This window comes from Glycomyces sp. YM15, from assembly GCF_016918015.1.
In the GTDB taxonomy this organism is placed as follows: Bacteria; Actinomycetota; Actinomycetes; order Mycobacteriales; family Micromonosporaceae; genus Glycomyces.
The window spans coordinates 97,252-111,304 of the sequence record NZ_JAERMK010000021.1 but is presented as its reverse complement, the minus strand read 5'-3'; the positions used below and the strand labels follow the sequence as shown (position 1 = coordinate 111,304).

General features: G+C 65.7%; 24 protein-coding genes. 5 read left to right on the top strand and 19 right to left on the bottom strand.

Features of this window, described 5'->3' with window-relative positions; translation table 11 throughout:
* Window positions 1-276: 276 nt before the first annotated feature.
* Window positions 277-1,140 (bottom strand): type II toxin-antitoxin system Phd/YefM family antitoxin, encoded by an 864-nt coding sequence (locus JHY01_RS21030; protein WP_205327658.1) that lies wholly within the window; start codon window positions 1,138-1,140, stop codon window positions 277-279.
* A 51-nt stretch (window positions 1,141-1,191) separates the two neighbouring features.
* Window positions 1,192-2,019: a DnaB-like helicase C-terminal domain-containing protein gene (locus tag JHY01_RS21025; protein ID WP_205327657.1), complete on the bottom strand. Its 828-nt coding sequence runs from the start codon at window positions 2,017-2,019 to the stop codon at window positions 1,192-1,194.
* Between the two features lie 400 nt (window positions 2,020-2,419).
* Between JHY01_RS21025 and JHY01_RS21020 the strand changes: the two genes are divergently transcribed.
* The 4 genes from JHY01_RS21020 (at window position 2,420) to JHY01_RS21005 (ending at window position 5,221) form a co-directional block, all read left to right on the top strand.
* The gene (locus tag JHY01_RS21020) at window positions 2,420-2,932 is read left to right on the top strand and encodes a Pycsar system effector family protein (protein ID WP_205327656.1); all 513 of its coding nucleotides are present in this window, start codon (window positions 2,420-2,422) and stop codon (window positions 2,930-2,932) included.
* Between the two features lie 9 nt (window positions 2,933-2,941).
* Complete coding sequence (locus tag JHY01_RS21015) at window positions 2,942-3,331, top strand: DUF3307 domain-containing protein (RefSeq protein ID WP_205327655.1); 390 nt, start codon at window positions 2,942-2,944, stop codon at window positions 3,329-3,331.
* Window positions 3,332-3,405: 74 nt separating this feature from the next.
* Window positions 3,406-4,485, top strand: coding sequence for a hypothetical protein (locus JHY01_RS21010; RefSeq protein ID WP_205327654.1), 1,080 nt, complete (start codon window positions 3,406-3,408; stop codon window positions 4,483-4,485).
* Window positions 4,486-4,519: 34 nt separating this feature from the next.
* Complete coding sequence (locus JHY01_RS21005) at window positions 4,520-5,221, top strand: hypothetical protein (protein ID WP_205327653.1); 702 nt, start codon at window positions 4,520-4,522, stop codon at window positions 5,219-5,221.
* Window positions 5,222-5,228: 7 nt separating this feature from the next.
* Here JHY01_RS21005 and JHY01_RS21000 read toward each other — a convergent pair whose 3' ends face one another.
* Complete coding sequence (locus JHY01_RS21000) at window positions 5,229-5,657, bottom strand: hypothetical protein (protein WP_205327652.1); 429 nt, start codon at window positions 5,655-5,657, stop codon at window positions 5,229-5,231.
* A 147-nt stretch (window positions 5,658-5,804) separates the two neighbouring features.
* On the opposite strand from JHY01_RS21000, the gene JHY01_RS20995 reads away from it, so the two are divergent.
* The gene (locus JHY01_RS20995) at window positions 5,805-7,091 is read left to right on the top strand and encodes a helix-turn-helix domain-containing protein (protein ID WP_205327651.1); all 1,287 of its coding nucleotides are present in this window, start codon (window positions 5,805-5,807) and stop codon (window positions 7,089-7,091) included.
* A gap of 84 nt (window positions 7,092-7,175) precedes the next feature.
* On the opposite strand, the gene JHY01_RS20990 is transcribed toward JHY01_RS20995, so the two are convergent.
* The 16 genes from JHY01_RS20990 to JHY01_RS20915 form a co-directional block, all read right to left on the bottom strand.
* The gene (locus JHY01_RS20990; RefSeq protein WP_205327650.1) at window positions 7,176-7,424 is read right to left on the bottom strand and encodes a DUF397 domain-containing protein; all 249 of its coding nucleotides are present in this window, start codon (window positions 7,422-7,424) and stop codon (window positions 7,176-7,178) included.
* 62 nt (window positions 7,425-7,486) lie between these two features.
* The gene (locus JHY01_RS20985) at window positions 7,487-7,675 is read right to left on the bottom strand and encodes a hypothetical protein (protein WP_205327649.1); all 189 of its coding nucleotides are present in this window, start codon (window positions 7,673-7,675) and stop codon (window positions 7,487-7,489) included.
* The gene (locus JHY01_RS20980) at window positions 7,672-7,971 is read right to left on the bottom strand and encodes a hypothetical protein (RefSeq protein WP_205327648.1); all 300 of its coding nucleotides are present in this window, start codon (window positions 7,969-7,971) and stop codon (window positions 7,672-7,674) included. Before JHY01_RS20980 ends, JHY01_RS20985 begins: the two co-directional genes overlap by 4 nt.
* Window positions 7,968-8,324, bottom strand: a complete 357-nt coding sequence (locus tag JHY01_RS20975) for a hypothetical protein (protein ID WP_205327647.1) — start codon at window positions 8,322-8,324, stop codon at window positions 7,968-7,970. Before JHY01_RS20975 ends, JHY01_RS20980 begins: the two co-directional genes overlap by 4 nt.
* Window positions 8,325-8,455: 131 nt before the next feature.
* On the bottom strand, window positions 8,456-9,415 hold the full coding sequence (locus tag JHY01_RS20970; RefSeq protein ID WP_205327646.1) for a hypothetical protein: 960 nt from the start codon (window positions 9,413-9,415) through the stop codon (window positions 8,456-8,458).
* The gene (locus JHY01_RS20965; RefSeq protein WP_205327645.1) at window positions 9,412-9,615 is read right to left on the bottom strand and encodes a hypothetical protein; all 204 of its coding nucleotides are present in this window, start codon (window positions 9,613-9,615) and stop codon (window positions 9,412-9,414) included. Before JHY01_RS20965 ends, JHY01_RS20970 begins: the two co-directional genes overlap by 4 nt.
* Window positions 9,612-9,920 carry a hypothetical protein gene (locus tag JHY01_RS20960; protein ID WP_205327644.1) on the bottom strand — a complete coding sequence of 103 codons (309 nt, stop codon included), beginning with the start codon at window positions 9,918-9,920 and terminating at the stop codon, window positions 9,612-9,614. The genes JHY01_RS20965 and JHY01_RS20960 overlap by 4 nt, the downstream gene beginning before the upstream one ends.
* Window positions 9,917-10,096, bottom strand: a complete 180-nt coding sequence (locus tag JHY01_RS20955) for a hypothetical protein (RefSeq protein ID WP_205327643.1) — start codon at window positions 10,094-10,096, stop codon at window positions 9,917-9,919. Before JHY01_RS20955 ends, JHY01_RS20960 begins: the two co-directional genes overlap by 4 nt.
* A gap of 171 nt (window positions 10,097-10,267) precedes the next feature.
* The gene (locus JHY01_RS20950; RefSeq protein ID WP_205327642.1) at window positions 10,268-10,477 is read right to left on the bottom strand and encodes a hypothetical protein; all 210 of its coding nucleotides are present in this window, start codon (window positions 10,475-10,477) and stop codon (window positions 10,268-10,270) included.
* 2 nt (window positions 10,478-10,479) lie between these two features.
* Window positions 10,480-10,692 (bottom strand): hypothetical protein, encoded by a 213-nt coding sequence (locus tag JHY01_RS20945; protein ID WP_205327641.1) that lies wholly within the window; start codon window positions 10,690-10,692, stop codon window positions 10,480-10,482.
* Window positions 10,685-11,128 carry a hypothetical protein gene (locus JHY01_RS20940; protein WP_205327640.1) on the bottom strand — a complete coding sequence of 148 codons (444 nt, stop codon included), beginning with the start codon at window positions 11,126-11,128 and terminating at the stop codon, window positions 10,685-10,687. Before JHY01_RS20940 ends, JHY01_RS20945 begins: the two co-directional genes overlap by 8 nt.
* Window positions 11,129-11,153: 25 nt before the next feature.
* A complete protein-coding gene (locus JHY01_RS20935) occupies window positions 11,154-11,486 on the bottom strand; it encodes a hypothetical protein (RefSeq protein WP_205327639.1) in 333 nt (110 codons plus the stop codon).
* Window positions 11,483-11,728, bottom strand: coding sequence for a hypothetical protein (locus JHY01_RS20930; RefSeq protein ID WP_205327638.1), 246 nt, complete (start codon window positions 11,726-11,728; stop codon window positions 11,483-11,485). Before JHY01_RS20930 ends, JHY01_RS20935 begins: the two co-directional genes overlap by 4 nt.
* Window positions 11,725-12,177 (bottom strand): hypothetical protein, encoded by a 453-nt coding sequence (locus JHY01_RS20925; protein WP_205327637.1) that lies wholly within the window; start codon window positions 12,175-12,177, stop codon window positions 11,725-11,727. The genes JHY01_RS20930 and JHY01_RS20925 overlap by 4 nt, the downstream gene beginning before the upstream one ends.
* An 84-nt stretch (window positions 12,178-12,261) precedes the next feature.
* A complete protein-coding gene (locus JHY01_RS20920) occupies window positions 12,262-12,465 on the bottom strand; it encodes a hypothetical protein (protein WP_205327636.1) in 204 nt (67 codons plus the stop codon).
* A gap of 98 nt (window positions 12,466-12,563) precedes the next feature.
* Window positions 12,564-13,637 carry an SMI1/KNR4 family protein gene (locus JHY01_RS20915; RefSeq protein ID WP_205327635.1) on the bottom strand — a complete coding sequence of 358 codons (1,074 nt, stop codon included), beginning with the start codon at window positions 13,635-13,637 and terminating at the stop codon, window positions 12,564-12,566.
* Between the last annotated feature and the right edge of the window lie 416 nt (window positions 13,638-14,053).

The following is a 14,053-nucleotide window of genomic DNA, read 5'->3' as shown; positions in this document are numbered from 1 at the left end:
AGAAAACGATCCGACAAGCTCAACCCGGCGGAAGCCTCCCACAGCGCCAAATCGAAGGCGACGATAGCCCAGAGGATGAAGATCCGACTCCCTAGCTCACCGAGACACGTCTAATGCCGGGATAACGCGCGTGTACAACCGCAAGCTGACCGAAGCGCTCGCGAACGGTGTCGACCCCGCGACGTTGACGGTCACCGAGGCCGAAGTGGAAGCGGAACTGCCGAAGTTCGAACTGCGGGCGCGGCAGTGAGCGAAAGCAAGCTCCGTGAGCGCGATTTATCGCTCTGCGGCTGTCGACTGGATCTGCCGTGCAACCCAACCGAGCCCGGTCAGCAGGACCCACACGAGCGTGAGTGCCGCGACTGCTTTCGCGTCCCACGGGGCAGCTTCACCTTTGACGAACCAGGCGACCAGCGCGAGCGGGCCCATGACCGCCATCCAGAACATGCCGAGCAGTTGCACGTGGACGAGGGCGATTCGGTTGCACATGCTTGGAGAACGAGTCGCAGGCATCCCGGTGACGGTGCGGCTGTTTCGGCCGCGGATCGCGTGACCGCGGCGGACAGCGATGCCGACCGCGGAATGGTCTCCTGGCGTTCCGTTTACCGGAGAGTCAACGCGGCGGCGTTCACAGCTGCGCGCGGCACGTCGCATTCGGTCGTGGCCACGGTGTTTCGGCTGATGCCATACCGGTCGAACACGTCCCCACAGGTCGTAGGCGATCTCGGTGGCGAGCTCGGCGACTGCGGCAGGGTCGGCCATGCCAGCAACCAGCCGCGATCGTTTTGCCATCTCTGCGGCACAGGCTCGCTCGGCGTGCGCCCACAATTCCGGATCTCGCGGTTCGGCAGCCTCCCGGTCGGCGGGAGGCCGCAGGGCGGCGATCGGGCGGCGGTTGCGGGCAATGATCACCTCCCGGCCGGTCTCGTGGACGCGGTGCACCAGCGACGCCCAGCGGTCGCCGTGCAGCTCGGAAATGCCGACAGTGTCAGCTTCGGGTAGGTCCACGGCCGGGCCGAGCACGGCGAGGTGCCGACCGGTCCACGCTTCCGTGAGGGTGAAGTAGGCGCCGTCGGTGTGAACGCGGGTGAACAGGTCCTGCTGCCGAACGCTCCCGAGCTGCAACGGAATGAGTTCCATCGAGTCAGCGTATCGGAGCACGGCAGCGTCGCACCTTGCCTGATTCGACAGTTACCCCCGGCGCTTCCGTGAACCGTGGTCGACGATCGTGGACGTCCCATGCTCCAAGCCGAGCGGCACCCAGTCGCCGCCGGGACCCCACCGGTTCTTCCGCACCAGGACGACCCTTCTGGTGTCCTCCGCGCGAACGGCTGCTTTCGCCGGATACAGCTCAATCACCTGGTCAGAGTCTTGATGGAAAGCCTCGAACGCCGCCGCGGAGTTGTCCGCGTTCGCGAGCGCCTTCTCCGCTTCCGACGTGTGCCGGGAGACGCGCCGGCCGACGGCGATCACGGTCGCGTCGTTCTTGAACGCGAGATGCTTCAACGCTCTCGATGCGCGTGAAAGCGATGCGATCCGCGACTCCCGCCGCGGCGCACCCCATTCGTCGAAGCCGAGGTCAGGGTCGTCAAGGAGCTGCACCGCGTCGACGACAATCAGGTCCAGGTCGCCGTACCGCGCGTTGGCGTTCTCGACCGCTTCGTCGAGTCCGTCGACGGGGAGCGACTTCGGGTTCTCCACGAACAGCGGCACGTCCCGACGTGCCTTCTCGTGGTGTTCGATCGCGGCCTGCTGCGCCTCGGTAAGCTTGTCGTTAATGACCGCTTGATGCGGGACGCCGGTTGAGCAGCCGCGCAGGTGGGCGTCGAACGCGTCAGTCTTCTGCGAAGGCAGGAGCACGAGCGCGGCTGCCCCCGCGTGGAAGACCATGTGCCGGATCATGTTGACCACAAGCACGGAGTTCTCTTCCGAGCGTGCCCCGGCCACGGTCATGAGGTTGCCTGGCGTGAAGTGCTGCAGGGCATTGTCCAGGCTCGGGAAACCAGTGGTGAATTCCATCGGCAGTCGCCTTCGGTGCGTCAGAAAGTCCGAACCCAGCCGTCAGGGAACGACCGAGCCAGCCCAGCGTAAGCAATGGACCATGTGGCATGGAGCCGGTCCGGAGACCACCCACGGTCCTCAGCGACGAAGATCATGCTCACACCTGAGAAGTAGTTCTCACCTCTCGCGCCTTAAGTGCCGCACCATCAGCGTATGAGCCGACAACTCGATCCGTGATGCACGTCATGCACCAAAGTACGCAGTGCTGCGTACCGACGTTTCCCCAAGTGCCACAACCTGATACGAGAGGTTCAGGAAACTGTCGACACCAGGGTCGGTGTCCAAAATCGGACTACGGCCGTGCAGTGCAACGGGAAAGCTGAACTCATACCTGCCACCGCGACCTGGAGACCACCCCATGCACGTCACCTTGTTCTCCCGAACTACCAGCGCCCCCGCGCCTTCCGCAGCACCCACGCAGTCGCCCCTCGTGGCGTTCCTCGGCCAGCGCCTGGACAAAGCCCGCGCACAGACCGACCGAGCGGACGTGAAAGCGCAAGTGCTCGGCGCGGCCCTCCTCGCCGGCGCCGCTGTCGCAGTCGGCCTCGGCTCGGTCCTGAAACCACCAGCGAGTGTCACCGGGCTGGCGTGGGCCGCAGCCGGACTTGCCGTCGTGGTCCTTGGATTCTTGGGATGCACGGTGTGGCCACGGCCGGGCTCGCCTGAAACTGAACTCGAGGGGCTGCCTCTTCCGGCGCTGGCGGCTCTCGTGGCCGACGACGACGCGTACGCGGCCGCGCTCCACCGGGAACTGACCGCAGTCCGCAAGATCGCCCGGCGGAAATTCCGGTGGCTTCGCTTCGCCATGGCCGGGTTCGGTGCCGTCGTCATCCTCGTCGTGACCGCGGCCACGGTCGCCCTGGCCGCGTGAGGGACCGTCGTGATCGTTGAAGGCTTCATTGCGCATCTCGTCGGTGACTACGTCCTGCAGAGCGACTGGGCAGCGACAGAGAAGACCAAACGGTGGTGGCCCGCGGTCGTTCACGGCCTCACGTACACGCTGCCGTTCCTGTTCCTCACGCAGTCGCCGTGGGCGCTGGCCGTCATCGCTGGCACGCACATCGTCATCGACCGGTACCGGCTCGCCCGGCACCTGGTGTGGTTGAAGAACCACATCGCGCCGCGAGGCTGGAACCCGCCGTGGACGAAATGCCATGCGACCGGCTACCCGCCGGAGAAGGACACAGGGTTCGCTGTCGCACTGCTCATCGTCGCGGACAACACGATGCATCTTGTCATCAACTCAGCGGCGCTGGCATGGCTCGCTTGACGCGGCAGAGAAACGCTGCGGCAGACTCGGCGCGCGGGTTCCATTCGCGACCGTGGTCCGATACCGTGCCGTGCATGTACCAGCAATACACGCCGCGGTGCACCTGGAGGGGTGTCGAGGGTCAGCGATGCAGCGAGACGGCGGCGGAATGGCCTGTACTTCCCTGCTGTCCGCTGCCTGTGGTGGTGTGCTGGGCTCATTTGAGCGCGGACGAAGCGGAGCACTGCCATGCGATCCGGGACGCTTCGGGCCGCTGGCTATGGACAGGCGACGCAGGCGACGAACCCGATGCACCGAGTGTCAGCGTGTTCCGAGCTGCGTGGGCCAACGCGTACGACCCGTGGTCGCACGGTGATGACGAGCGCATGCTGCACCTGTGGAACGAAAGCGTCGGCATCACGGACATCGCGGAAGAGTTCGGGCGTCATCCAGAAACGGTGCGGGCCAGGCTCGCGCTCCTTGGCGTAGCCGGCATGCCCGCCTCTGCGACCGCTTTCGCAATCCAGACCTACCGGGAGCGTCCTCCAGCGCCTGCGGTCACGGCCGCCTCACCACCACCGCCGCCGCAACGGCAGCCGACGCCCACTCCTTATCAGCTGCTTGACGGTGCCGGCGTTCCCTTCAATCTCCGCACCAGCGACTGGCTGGAACTGGCAATGCTGATCGAATGCGGAACGTGCTTTGCCGAGCCTGGCACTCCATGCGCAGGGCCCGAAGCTATCGACGTGGGAAACGGCGTGATCGTCTGCCCATCCCGGCCTGAAGACATTCCTGAAATCGAAGCTGAACGATGCCCGCACTGCACCAGTTACCTTGTTGAACGGTCATGGGGATGGCATGAAACCTGCTGGAGTCGCAGTAAGGGTCCCGACAAGGCTGCGTTCACGCGTGAACGCGCGAGCGTGTGGGACGACAAGTATCGGCGTGACCAGCGGTTCCTTACCGTTGATGTCGAAGCTGCGACGCGATTCTGGTGCGGCCAGTGCGGAGTCACCCCGCGGGTGCCGTGCCGGGAGGTTGCGCCGTTGTTTTCGAAGCCGGGGCTCAAGGTGCCTGAGGCCGGAGTGCATCCAGCTCGAGTCCGAAATGCGCGATCGTATCGGCGGGCGCGGAACTACTTGGAGTCTCTGGACCGGGTGGGACCGTTCGGGTAGGGCAGGGTTCACCGCCGTCCGCTAGCGTCTCCTCATGCCGATGTACTTCTACCCCAACTCAGGCGGGATCGTGCAACTCCCGTCAGAGCCCGGCGGACCTCTGAACGCCCTCACCGACCAGTACCAGAAGGCGTACTGGCGGTCCCCAGCTGCCGAGTTCATCGCAAGCAAGCGCCTGGGACACATATGGCTCCGGGGCTGCTCGACCAGGGAATGGTTCCGGCTCGGCTACGTCGCTAAGCCCGCCCGAGGCCACGCCGCGTACGCCGGAAAGCTCGTGATCCCGTACTCGAGGGCGCTGCCGAACGGCCGCGACACGGTCGCGTTCCGCTTCGCGTGCGTGACACCGCAATGCACGCACAAGGGCAACGCGCCGGTCACCGGACCCCCAATGAAGTACCCGAAGCTGTTCAACGACGACTATTACGAGCGTTCACCAGTCACCGTGTGCTTCAACGAGATCGACACGATGACAGCGTTCATGCACGGCGTGCCCGCAATCGGCATCCCGACCGTTGAAGGCTGGCAGGACGACTTCGTACCCCGGCTCGCCGCATCACAGCTCGTGCGCCTGGTCGTGCCGCACAATGACGCCGGCGCCGCAGCCGCCGTCACGGACCGCATTCGCGAGGCCGTCCCGTCAGCGGTCGTCGTCGACTGCCCTGACGGCCACGACCTGAATAGCGCGTATTGCGCGGGGATCGCCGGGGCACTCGTCGACCAGTGCCGCGTCTGAGACACTGCTACTTGGCAGCTGCGGCGCTCTCGATCGGCGTCGCTGGCGTGGTCGGGGTCGGGGACTCCATCACGTCCAGGAGGTCCGCCGACGCGGCCTTCCCCGAAAGGCACGAGTCGACGAAGACTTGCTCAGCTTGCGCGATGAACGCTTCCTCCTCCTCCCAGTTCGAGACGCCCCAGTCTTCAAACGATGGGACTTCCTCTTCAAGCCCGGCGTACAGCTCCCTGCATCGTTCGTCATCGGGGTCTCCGTCACCGGCGACGATCAAATCGTGCAGTTCGACGCCGCGTGCAGACACCGTGTTCAGATACTCGATCCGCTCGTCGTAGGTTGAAGCGGCGGAGCAACCAACGGCCATCAGTCCGAGTGTCACCACGGCCGTGACACGGTAGCGGGCAAGGGTTCTAGCAGAGCAGTTCGGTGTGATCGACATGCGAGTGATTGTCGATCCTGCCCACCGTGATCGGCGGAATCTGTGAGCGTGTCGCGGCGCGTCGCCGCTCCCGCAGAACGGATCTGGACCGTGGCCACGGCAGCCGTCCTGGCCGCTGCACGACCACGCTCGGTGCAAGAATCAGGCATGGAATACACAGCCCTGCATCGCCTCTTGAACCGTCCACCCGGTCCGATTGACGATGACCTGCTCCGTGACGCCGTCACAGAGCAGCTTGCCGAAACGGACGACCTCGACTGGAAGCGTCAGCTTCCCGAGCGAAAAGGCTTGGGAGCTCCAGATTCCGAATATCTCAAGGACGTCGTAGCGTTCGCGAACGGCCGCGGCGGGGTCCTCGTCTACGGCGTCCAGGAAGAGAAACGCGCGGCGCAAACACGAATGCACGCGGGGGAATGGTCTGAGGGTCTCGAGCGGTCCCTGACGCAAATCCCAGCGTCGCACGCGCACCCCTCCGTGCTTGGCGTCAAGGCGTACCCGATGGGTTCGGACACGCAGCGGGCGGTAGCCGTAGTGGTCCCCGCAAGCGCCGAACGTCCCCACCTCATTGGAACTGCGAAGGACGGCTTCCGGGCGCCGGTGCGCAACGGCGCGGACACCGTGTGGATGAGCGAACGTGACCTGGAGGCCGCCTACCGGGACCGGTTCGCTGAACGTCGGAACGCTGCCGACGCGCTCGACCGGTTGTACGCGGACGCGGCCGCGTGGACTGCCCCGTCCGAACTTGCATGGGGCGTCGCTGTCGCCAGGCCGCGTGTCCCAGCGCCGCTACGGGACAAACCCGCGAGGGACGACGCCGCCAATGTCGTGGGGGCTGCTCGCGGCATCGGGTACCGCATGGCGCAGGAGCACCAGCACCCACTGACGTCGGTCGACGAACGCAATCCGCGTCCTGGTCTACGCCGTTGGGTCGCCAGGAACAACAAGAGCGAAGCGGCACCATGGCTGCATGCGCACGCGGGCGTGCACTTCGACGGCGCGATCTGGATTACTGCTGCCCTCGGCGGACACAAAGGGCCCAACAACACTGAATGGCAGCCGCACGAGTTCCGGGCGTGGCGCCTGGAAACCCTCGTGTGCGACCTGTTCGGCCTCGTCAAAGCCGCCGCGGACCACTTCGGCGGGCACTCGTACGACGTGCGCCTCGGGGTCGAATGGGAAGGCAGCGAGCGCTTGCTCATTGCCGGGCAGGACAACTTCGGGTACGCGTACACGGACGGGTCTGTTCCTCTGGCGTCGTACACGCCAGTGGAGGCAACCGTCGACACCGACACGGACGAAGCCGGCATCAAAGCGCAAGCGATCGAGTTCGCAACCGACTGCGTCAACCAGGGCGGATTGCAGTTTCTGACGGCGTTCACGGAACCCGATCCTCGCTACGACGACGGCACGCCCCGGGTCATGCAGTGGGAGTGACCATCAAGCCAGAATTCCAGACACCTCCGCGCGTTAGCCCCTGGTCGGAGCGTGTGCGGTGATCGCCGCACACGCGCGGCCCCGTCAAGGGCGGTGGTTCGCGGTGTCCAAGAGCGCCTGGAAGTCGCCGGTGGGAATGGTGAAGATCGGTGAGGCGTCGTTGAGTTTCGAGTCGCGGACGTCGAACGCACCGTCGTGCGCGCGGGCCTCCACGCAGTTGCCGTTGCCGCTGTCGGCACTTCGGCTGGACTTCCGCCAGCGCGCTTCGACGCAGTTCGTGCTGCCGTTTCCGCTGCTGCACTTCGACTTGCGCCACGGGGTCACTTCGTTCATCGCTCACGGCTCCTTCACCCACGATTACAAGGAACGCTACGGGAGCGGCGCCGGCCGAGCTGTCAGGTTGCGGACTCGTCGGTGTCCGTATCGGGCAGTCCAACGACCAGGTATCGGTCCCAGAACTCGCTGCCGTCTCGGTTCCGGCGCTTCAGGTCAGCGCTGGACTTGACGATCGTGAACGCGTCCGCAAGGTGGTCGTGCACCCGCTGGTTGTCCTCCGGAGTGCCGCGGAGCCGAATCGACGTCATCGTGCTGGCTGGTAGTGCTCGAGCAGCGCTGTCGCGGCTGCGGGGTCGCGTACGAGGCGTTCCCGGTCGGCTAGCTGCGCTCCGATGTCTTCGGGGGCGTGGGAGATGAACGCGGCGTTCGCGGTGGTCATGCCGCCGCGGGTACCGCAGTCGGGGCAGACGGCAAGCTCATCAGCGTCTTCTCCGACGGTGACCGTGCAGTCGTCGTCATACGGTCCTTGGCCACTGGCAAACCAAGGCCCGGGGCTGGAGGCGTCCAGGCGGGCGCGGATGGCCGCCGTGTCAATGCGCGTCATTGTGGTCCTCCAGAGCTGGTTTCTCGCCGGTCGATCGCTTCCACCCATGCGCACGCTACAGCCGCAACCTGAACAAGCTCGGCGCGGAGTTTCGCCGAGTCCTCCTCTGCGAGCGCTTCGAAGACCTCCTCGAGGAGTATGCCGTCCCAAGCGGTGCACGACACGGTTGGACGCCGGTGCTTGACTTCACATCCGGGATCGGCGCGCTGCGCATTGATCGCTTTCCAGCGTTCGGCGCGGAAGGCGTACTCGCCGCGCACAACTGAGGGGATGTCGTGCGGGTCGTAATCGGGGTGGTGCTGCTCACCCCACCGCTCGTCTTGACGAACGCGCTCGTCGCGGACGTCACCCAAGACTGCCTCGGTTCTACACGGCGCCACGCCATCACTCGTCATTGGCGCCTTCCCCTTCTCGGTCAGCTCAGGACCAACCGCCCCTTCGTGGTCGGTGTTGCGGCGGCCTGCATGGCCGTAGCTCGCGCCCCTCACCGGGCACCAACTATCGAAGGCAGGCGCGGCACGTTCCCGGGCGGGAACACGTCGAAGATCGTCTTGAACGGCCCGAACCCTTGCGCAGCCAGCGTGTCCGGGCAGGTGCGGCCCCACGGTCGGTGTTCAAGCAGCCACGCCATGCTGCGGTCCCACTGCTCGGCGGCCGGAAGGCGGTCCCAAGCTTCTTCGCGGGCTTCTCGCTCAACGATCTGGGCTTCGGTGAGGGCCGCCCATTGCCCTACCTCGACACCTTCAGGCCACTGCCAGGCCATGTCGGAACAGTCGACGTTCGGGAACCCGCCTTCCACCGTGTACGACATGACGACCGGTTCGTCGTCGCGTTCACGCAAGAGCGCTTGGACGTCCTCCCACCCTTGCGAGTCGATCGAGGTTGTTGCCCCAGTAACATCTTGCCGGGCCAACGTCCGCCGGTAGAGACCCGTCTCAAGGCCTTCATCGATCAGGTCGGCAGCCCAAGCCCGGTCGGGGCCTTCAAACCAGCCGTGCACGTTGCAGCGGCCTTCGATCTTCGCCGCGAGACGGATCGGGTCTGAGCCGGTCACGAGCACCGTGTTGTAGGCCAGATCATCCGTGTGCAGCTCGGCGCCTGCAGCTTGGAAGAACCACCCTCCGGCACGCATGGCCGTGGCGAACACGTCAAGGAACCGGTGCTTCTCCTGCCAGTACCCCTCACCGGGGCCACCCGTTGGGCCAGAGCGTTCCAGCCGCCGCAGCTGGGCCGCGTATTCGAGAAGGTACTCCGAACCGGCTCGTTCCAGATTCGCGGCACCAGCCATGTCGACGAGTGCAAGGGCTCGAGCCGTCCCGTCCATCGGGGCGTGGAAACCCCAGTGGCCGTCAGCGTGCCGAAACACGAGCTGCCGAAGCCACGCGCGTTCAGAACCGAACAGTGTGGCCTTGCCGCTCGGGGTGTGGAAGATGATGGCGCTCAACTGGTGCTCCGTTCAAAGTCTTCGGGGTGGTCGGGCGGGCTCTCCCACAACTGGTTCTGCACGATCGCGTCCACATCATGGAGTGCATCTTCGATGCTGTCCCAAGTGGTTGAGGATCCAAACCCGACTTCGGTGAAGTCGTACTCACCAGGGTGGCGCTGCTCGATCTGGAACACGATCCGGTATTCGGAGCCAGTCACGGAACGACCTGCGTGTTCGCAGGCACCGGAACCTTCTCCCGGTAGTCGTCGAACCAGTACAGGCCGTCGAAATGCGGCCCGGCGTGGAACTTCGCCAGCTCGCATTCGCCTTCATAGTCGCCGTCGTCCCAGTACACGATCTCAAGGCAAGTCTGGCCGTGCTCACCGCGGGCTTTCGCGAGGCCCGCTTCAGCGTCGACCAGGAGCGCCCTCGTACGGTCGAGCACGGCCAGGATCCGGCGGACATCCTTGCCGGCGCGCGTCTCGTCCTTCGCCCAGCGCTGGCGGATCGGTTCCACGTTCATGCCCGGTTGCCGCCCGGGCCAGTGGAAGCCAAGTTGCGGGAGGCCATCGCTGCTACCGGCGTTTCCGCTCCGCACGTCTGGCACCAGTAGGTGTCGGGGCCGTCGCCGTCGGCTTCCAGCTCACCGTCGGTCCACGGCGCCCACCGGTAGCAGTTCGGGCATTCATACTCGGGCACAGCACTTCTCCTTACGGTCGTAGTCGCTCTGCGGTGCTGCAGTTGCACGGCTCGGTGGGGCCGATCGCGCAGTGTTCCTGGTGCCACCATGGGAGGCGCGGGCCGGGATGCATTGTCGACGGCGGTGCGATGACCACGGTCGTGCTGCCGCGCTTGGTGGCTCGTCTCGTTTCAGCCATCCCCGGCACCGTCCTCGGCGTTCAACGGCTCCAAGACCTCCCACTCGAGGAAGCGTGACTCGCGGACGCCGTCAGCGTTCAAGTGCAACGCGTCCACGTACGCACCGTAGTTCTGCACGGCGCAGTCGCAGGTGCCTGTCACGCGGTAGGCGATGCCGGTCCGAATGTCGCGGACGTGCACGCCGATCGCACATGGCTTCATGGTTATCCTCCCCGAACCGCAGTAGCCGGTTCCTGCAGCTCGGCGGCGTACCGCTCGTGACGGGCGAGCACACGGCGGATCTCGTCGCAGATGTCGCGGTATTCCTCATCGGTGTAGCCGTGGTCGACGGCGATACGGTCGTCGCCTTCGAGGACGCCCGTGACGATGTCGACGATCCGGTACCGGGCTTCTCGGCGTACGCGCGCGCTAGCCACGCTTGGCCTCTTCCGCCAGTCCAAGGTCGACCGCATCCGGGCACGGCCACTTCACGTACTCGGGAAAGTTCGAATGGGGTTCCTTCTTGCCGGTCACGCACGAGAGGCAGTACGCGTTCGGGTTGTCGGCAGACGGGTAGGCACGGTGCCGGTACCGCGACGCGGCGAGATGCCCTTCGAGTTCACGGGCGAGCTCGAGCGCTTCCGCATGCTGTTGCCGGGCATCGGCGGCGGCGAGCTGGAACCGCTCGTCGTTCTCCTCTTTGGCCTTCTTGTACGCGTCCCGTTCTCGTGCTGCCTGGTCGGCTTGCTCCCAACCGGCTTTAGCGTGGTTATCCAGACGGGCCACTTCCACCAGGAGCGCGTCAATGTCGGCCGCGGCGGCAGGAGCGATCCCGCTCTCGGCCAGGAGCCGCTGCCGTCCGCGCATGTCCATGAGGGTGTCAAGGGTGAGTCGGGTGTCAGGCACTGGAGCTCCCTGTGTCGGGTCGATGATCGGTGAGGCTGCGGACGATCTGCGCTGCTTCGTCGAGTCCTTGCAGGCGGGCGTCAGCTCGCGTGTCACCTTGTGCCAGCAGGCGCGAAGCGATGGAACGCAGCTCTGCTCGTTGCGCTTCGATGCTCGCGGCGGCGTGTTCCAGGATGAGGGGAGCTGCGGCGGCCACGGCTGCGCGAGCCGCGTCGGTGAAGTCGGCTGGGCCCAAGCGGGCGATGCCGTCGCTGTGGTGGAGGTTGAAGTCGCGCGCGAGCGCGGCCGCGACAGCTGTTTCAGCGGGGGATAGCGGCTCGGTCATCGAGGGGTCTCCTTGGTAATGACGTCATTCAGGAAGTCCCGGAGGACTTCCAAGGCGGGGACGTCAACGCTGGTGTGGGCACGGCCGGTGCTTCCGGTGACTTCCATCTGCAGGAAGCCTTCCCAGTCGCGTTCGATGGTGACCTCCGCGAAGGACCCCTCGAACTCGACCATGACGTTGTGGCGGGTGTCTGCTGGCACGTCGGCCATCGTGGAGGGGCCCTTCATCTCGGAGGCGGTCATTGAGCAACCTCGGAAGCGGAGCGGCACAGGGCGGCGGCTTGGGCTTCGACGTAGCTGCGGAACGCGGTTACGGCGTCAACAGTCGTCAGTTCTTCCGGGTCCGCTCCATCGTCGAGGAACGGTTCGATCGAGTCCCAGTCCAGGCCGAACACGAGCGACCGCAGCGTTTGCGCCTGACGCTCACGGCGGGCATCGTCCGCGTCGACGGGCGTCTTGCCGGCCGTACCGGATGCGATCTCGTCGGCGGCGGTCATGACGACTTCGGCCATGTGGTCGTGGCAGCAGTACCCGGCCCAGCGGTCGCGTTCGGCGGCGACCCAGCGCAGGGCAGCCGCGCCAATCAGTGGCCGCAGCGCGGCAACGATGGCGCGGGCTCGCGGCTCGTAGCATTCGACGGGGTCACATCCGACATGCCACGAGCACTCAGACTCGCCGGTGAGCACGGCCATCACGGCGTGCTCCTCAGGCGACAGCGGCCGAGTCACGGGGTCGGTCCCGCTGGTGTTTGGCTTTGCCTCACCGTTCATCGCAAGCTACTCCTGGTGCCAGCCGGTGCCGAAATTCGGTTCGCCCGCGGAAATGATGCTGTCCCGGAGCGTTTGCAGCGCTGCCATTTCGACCTGCTGATCCTGATCGTACAAATGCCCGATGCCTTCGCTCAGTGCTGCAATCGCCTGCTTGGCGAACCTGCGGTTGAGGTTCACGATGATGTCGGGGGCGTTTTCGACACGGGGCATGTCAATGGCCTTTCAGGACAGTCGTCGGCCCAGAGAGCTTCGGCAATACAATGAGATGTTCTTGTCAAGTATAGTGCATTAACTTTGACGGCGCTATCTCAAACGGGTATGGTGTGGCCGTGCCAGACTTCGAAACGACCGCCGAGCCAGTCACTGGCGACATCGTCACCCCTGCCCCCGGGGTCGACCTTCCGCGATACCTCAGGATCTCCGCGGTCATGAGCAACGGTGCGGCGGTGACCATCTCCGCGGCGTGGCAGGAGACCGCGGGCGTCTACGGAGCCCGGAACGTCGCCGTGTCCTCGAGTGACGACGGCCCGGTCAGTGCCTCGGACTTGCGGGCGGTACCGCTCGCGGGCATCACCGCTGCCGGCGTCCGTGACGTCATTCCGCAGTACTGGCCCGAACCGGCGCCCGTCGACGCTTCGGCGGGCCCTACCGACGCCGTCCTGAACGCTGTTGCCGCTTGGTATCTGCGTGCGACCGCGTGCGGTTTCCCTGCGCAGCAGGAAGTCGCGGCACGGCTCAACGTCCCGAAAGGCACCGCGGTCCGGTGGATCACCCGTGCACGCGACCAGGGCCTGATCGGCATCACCGCACCGAATCAGTCCGAGCGGTAACCGCTCGTCCTCATCGTCGGCCTCGGTGCCGCCAGCGAGCGGTCCGGTGATCGTGAGCAGTCGCGCCGCAGCCGCGTCGAAGAACACGGTGAAGCTGTTGTAGACGGTCGTGGTCACGCCTTCGCACCACATGACCTCGCCCGCGCGGGGGCGGCCAGGACGCACGATCACTGCCGTGCCTCCTTCACGCGCCCACGCGACCGGGTACACGTCAGCAGGCTCGAGCCCCGCGGGGGCAAGATCGCCGGTCGCCGCCAGTTCGTTCGTCATCCGCGTCATGCGGTGCCGGTCGCTGAGTTCAGGCAGTCCGAACAGGTTGACGGGCCACAGCACGGGCCAGCCGTTCATGTAGGTGAGGAAACGGCGGTGGCCGGCGTCGAGACGGCAGCCGGTGGTGTACTCGAACGCGGCGATCGCTGGTGGTGTCGCTCGCGGCCGCGGCGCGCCCGCTTGCAGGTGTCCCGTGAGGTCAAGGCTGGCCAGGGCCACGAGGGCTCGCGTGATGGGGTAGATCCGTGCGGGCCAGTCCGAGACGAGGATGGTGGGGTCCATGCCCCACTATGCAGCCTGGTCCTCGATACCGGGCATCACCCGCGCGCGTGTCGCAACCGCGTTTTGACCTTGGCCTGCGATCGAGGCCACTCTTCACAATAAGTGCAGGTCAGCGGCTTGTGCGCTCAGAGGTGCAACGCTGTTTCCTTGCATTGCAGTACAGGTGACAGACCGTTCACTTCGCGATAGATTTATCGAACAAGAGTTCGATACTGCGGCTACGGGGGTTGCCATCATGTCGGCTGGCAATGCTGTGCGCACCTTTCTGGGAGTGCTCGCTGCCGGGATAGGTCTTCGGCGTACCGGCGACGTGGCACCCGCCCCGGCGGCGCTGGCCGCTGGGGCGGGGATACCCGCGCGGTACACACTGCCAGACACCTCCGACATTCCCCGGCCACCGGCGAGTTCGACGCGTC

Bases quoted from the DNA above. Each gene is read 5' to 3' on its own strand.
- JHY01_RS21030 (WP_205327658.1), bottom strand. From the start codon at position 1,140: ATGGAACTCATTCCGTTGCAGCTCGGGAGCGTTCGGCAGCAGGACCTG.
- JHY01_RS21025 (WP_205327657.1), bottom strand. From the start codon at position 2,019: ATGGAATTCACCACTGGTTTCCCGAGCCTGGACAATGCCCTGCAGCAC.
- JHY01_RS21020 (WP_205327656.1), top strand. From the start codon at position 2,420: ATGCACGTCACCTTGTTCTCCCGAACTACCAGCGCCCCCGCGCCTTCC.
- JHY01_RS21010 (WP_205327654.1), top strand. From the start codon at position 3,406: ATGTACCAGCAATACACGCCGCGGTGCACCTGGAGGGGTGTCGAGGGT.
- JHY01_RS21005 (WP_205327653.1), top strand. From the start codon at position 4,520: ATGCCGATGTACTTCTACCCCAACTCAGGCGGGATCGTGCAACTCCCG.
- JHY01_RS21000 (WP_205327652.1), bottom strand. From the start codon at position 5,657: ATGTCGATCACACCGAACTGCTCTGCTAGAACCCTTGCCCGCTACCGT.
- JHY01_RS20995 (WP_205327651.1), top strand. From the start codon at position 5,805: ATGGAATACACAGCCCTGCATCGCCTCTTGAACCGTCCACCCGGTCCG.
- JHY01_RS20990 (WP_205327650.1), bottom strand. From the start codon at position 7,424: ATGAACGAAGTGACCCCGTGGCGCAAGTCGAAGTGCAGCAGCGGAAAC.
- JHY01_RS20985 (WP_205327649.1), bottom strand. From the start codon at position 7,675: ATGACGTCGATTCGGCTCCGCGGCACTCCGGAGGACAACCAGCGGGTG.
- JHY01_RS20980 (WP_205327648.1), bottom strand. From the start codon at position 7,971: ATGACGCGCATTGACACGGCGGCCATCCGCGCCCGCCTGGACGCCTCC.
- JHY01_RS20960 (WP_205327644.1), bottom strand. From the start codon at position 9,920: ATGAACGTGGAACCGATCCGCCAGCGCTGGGCGAAGGACGAGACGCGC.
- JHY01_RS20950 (WP_205327642.1), bottom strand. From the start codon at position 10,477: ATGAAGCCATGTGCGATCGGCGTGCACGTCCGCGACATTCGGACCGGC.
- JHY01_RS20940 (WP_205327640.1), bottom strand. From the start codon at position 11,128: ATGGACATGCGCGGACGGCAGCGGCTCCTGGCCGAGAGCGGGATCGCT.
- JHY01_RS20935 (WP_205327639.1), bottom strand. From the start codon at position 11,486: ATGACCGAGCCGCTATCCCCCGCTGAAACAGCTGTCGCGGCCGCGCTC.
- JHY01_RS20930 (WP_205327638.1), bottom strand. From the start codon at position 11,728: ATGACCGCCTCCGAGATGAAGGGCCCCTCCACGATGGCCGACGTGCCA.
- JHY01_RS20925 (WP_205327637.1), bottom strand. From the start codon at position 12,177: ATGGCCGTGCTCACCGGCGAGTCTGAGTGCTCGTGGCATGTCGGATGT.
- JHY01_RS20920 (WP_205327636.1), bottom strand. From the start codon at position 12,465: ATGCCCCGTGTCGAAAACGCCCCCGACATCATCGTGAACCTCAACCGC.
- JHY01_RS20915 (WP_205327635.1), bottom strand. From the start codon at position 13,637: ATGGACCCCACCATCCTCGTCTCGGACTGGCCCGCACGGATCTACCCC.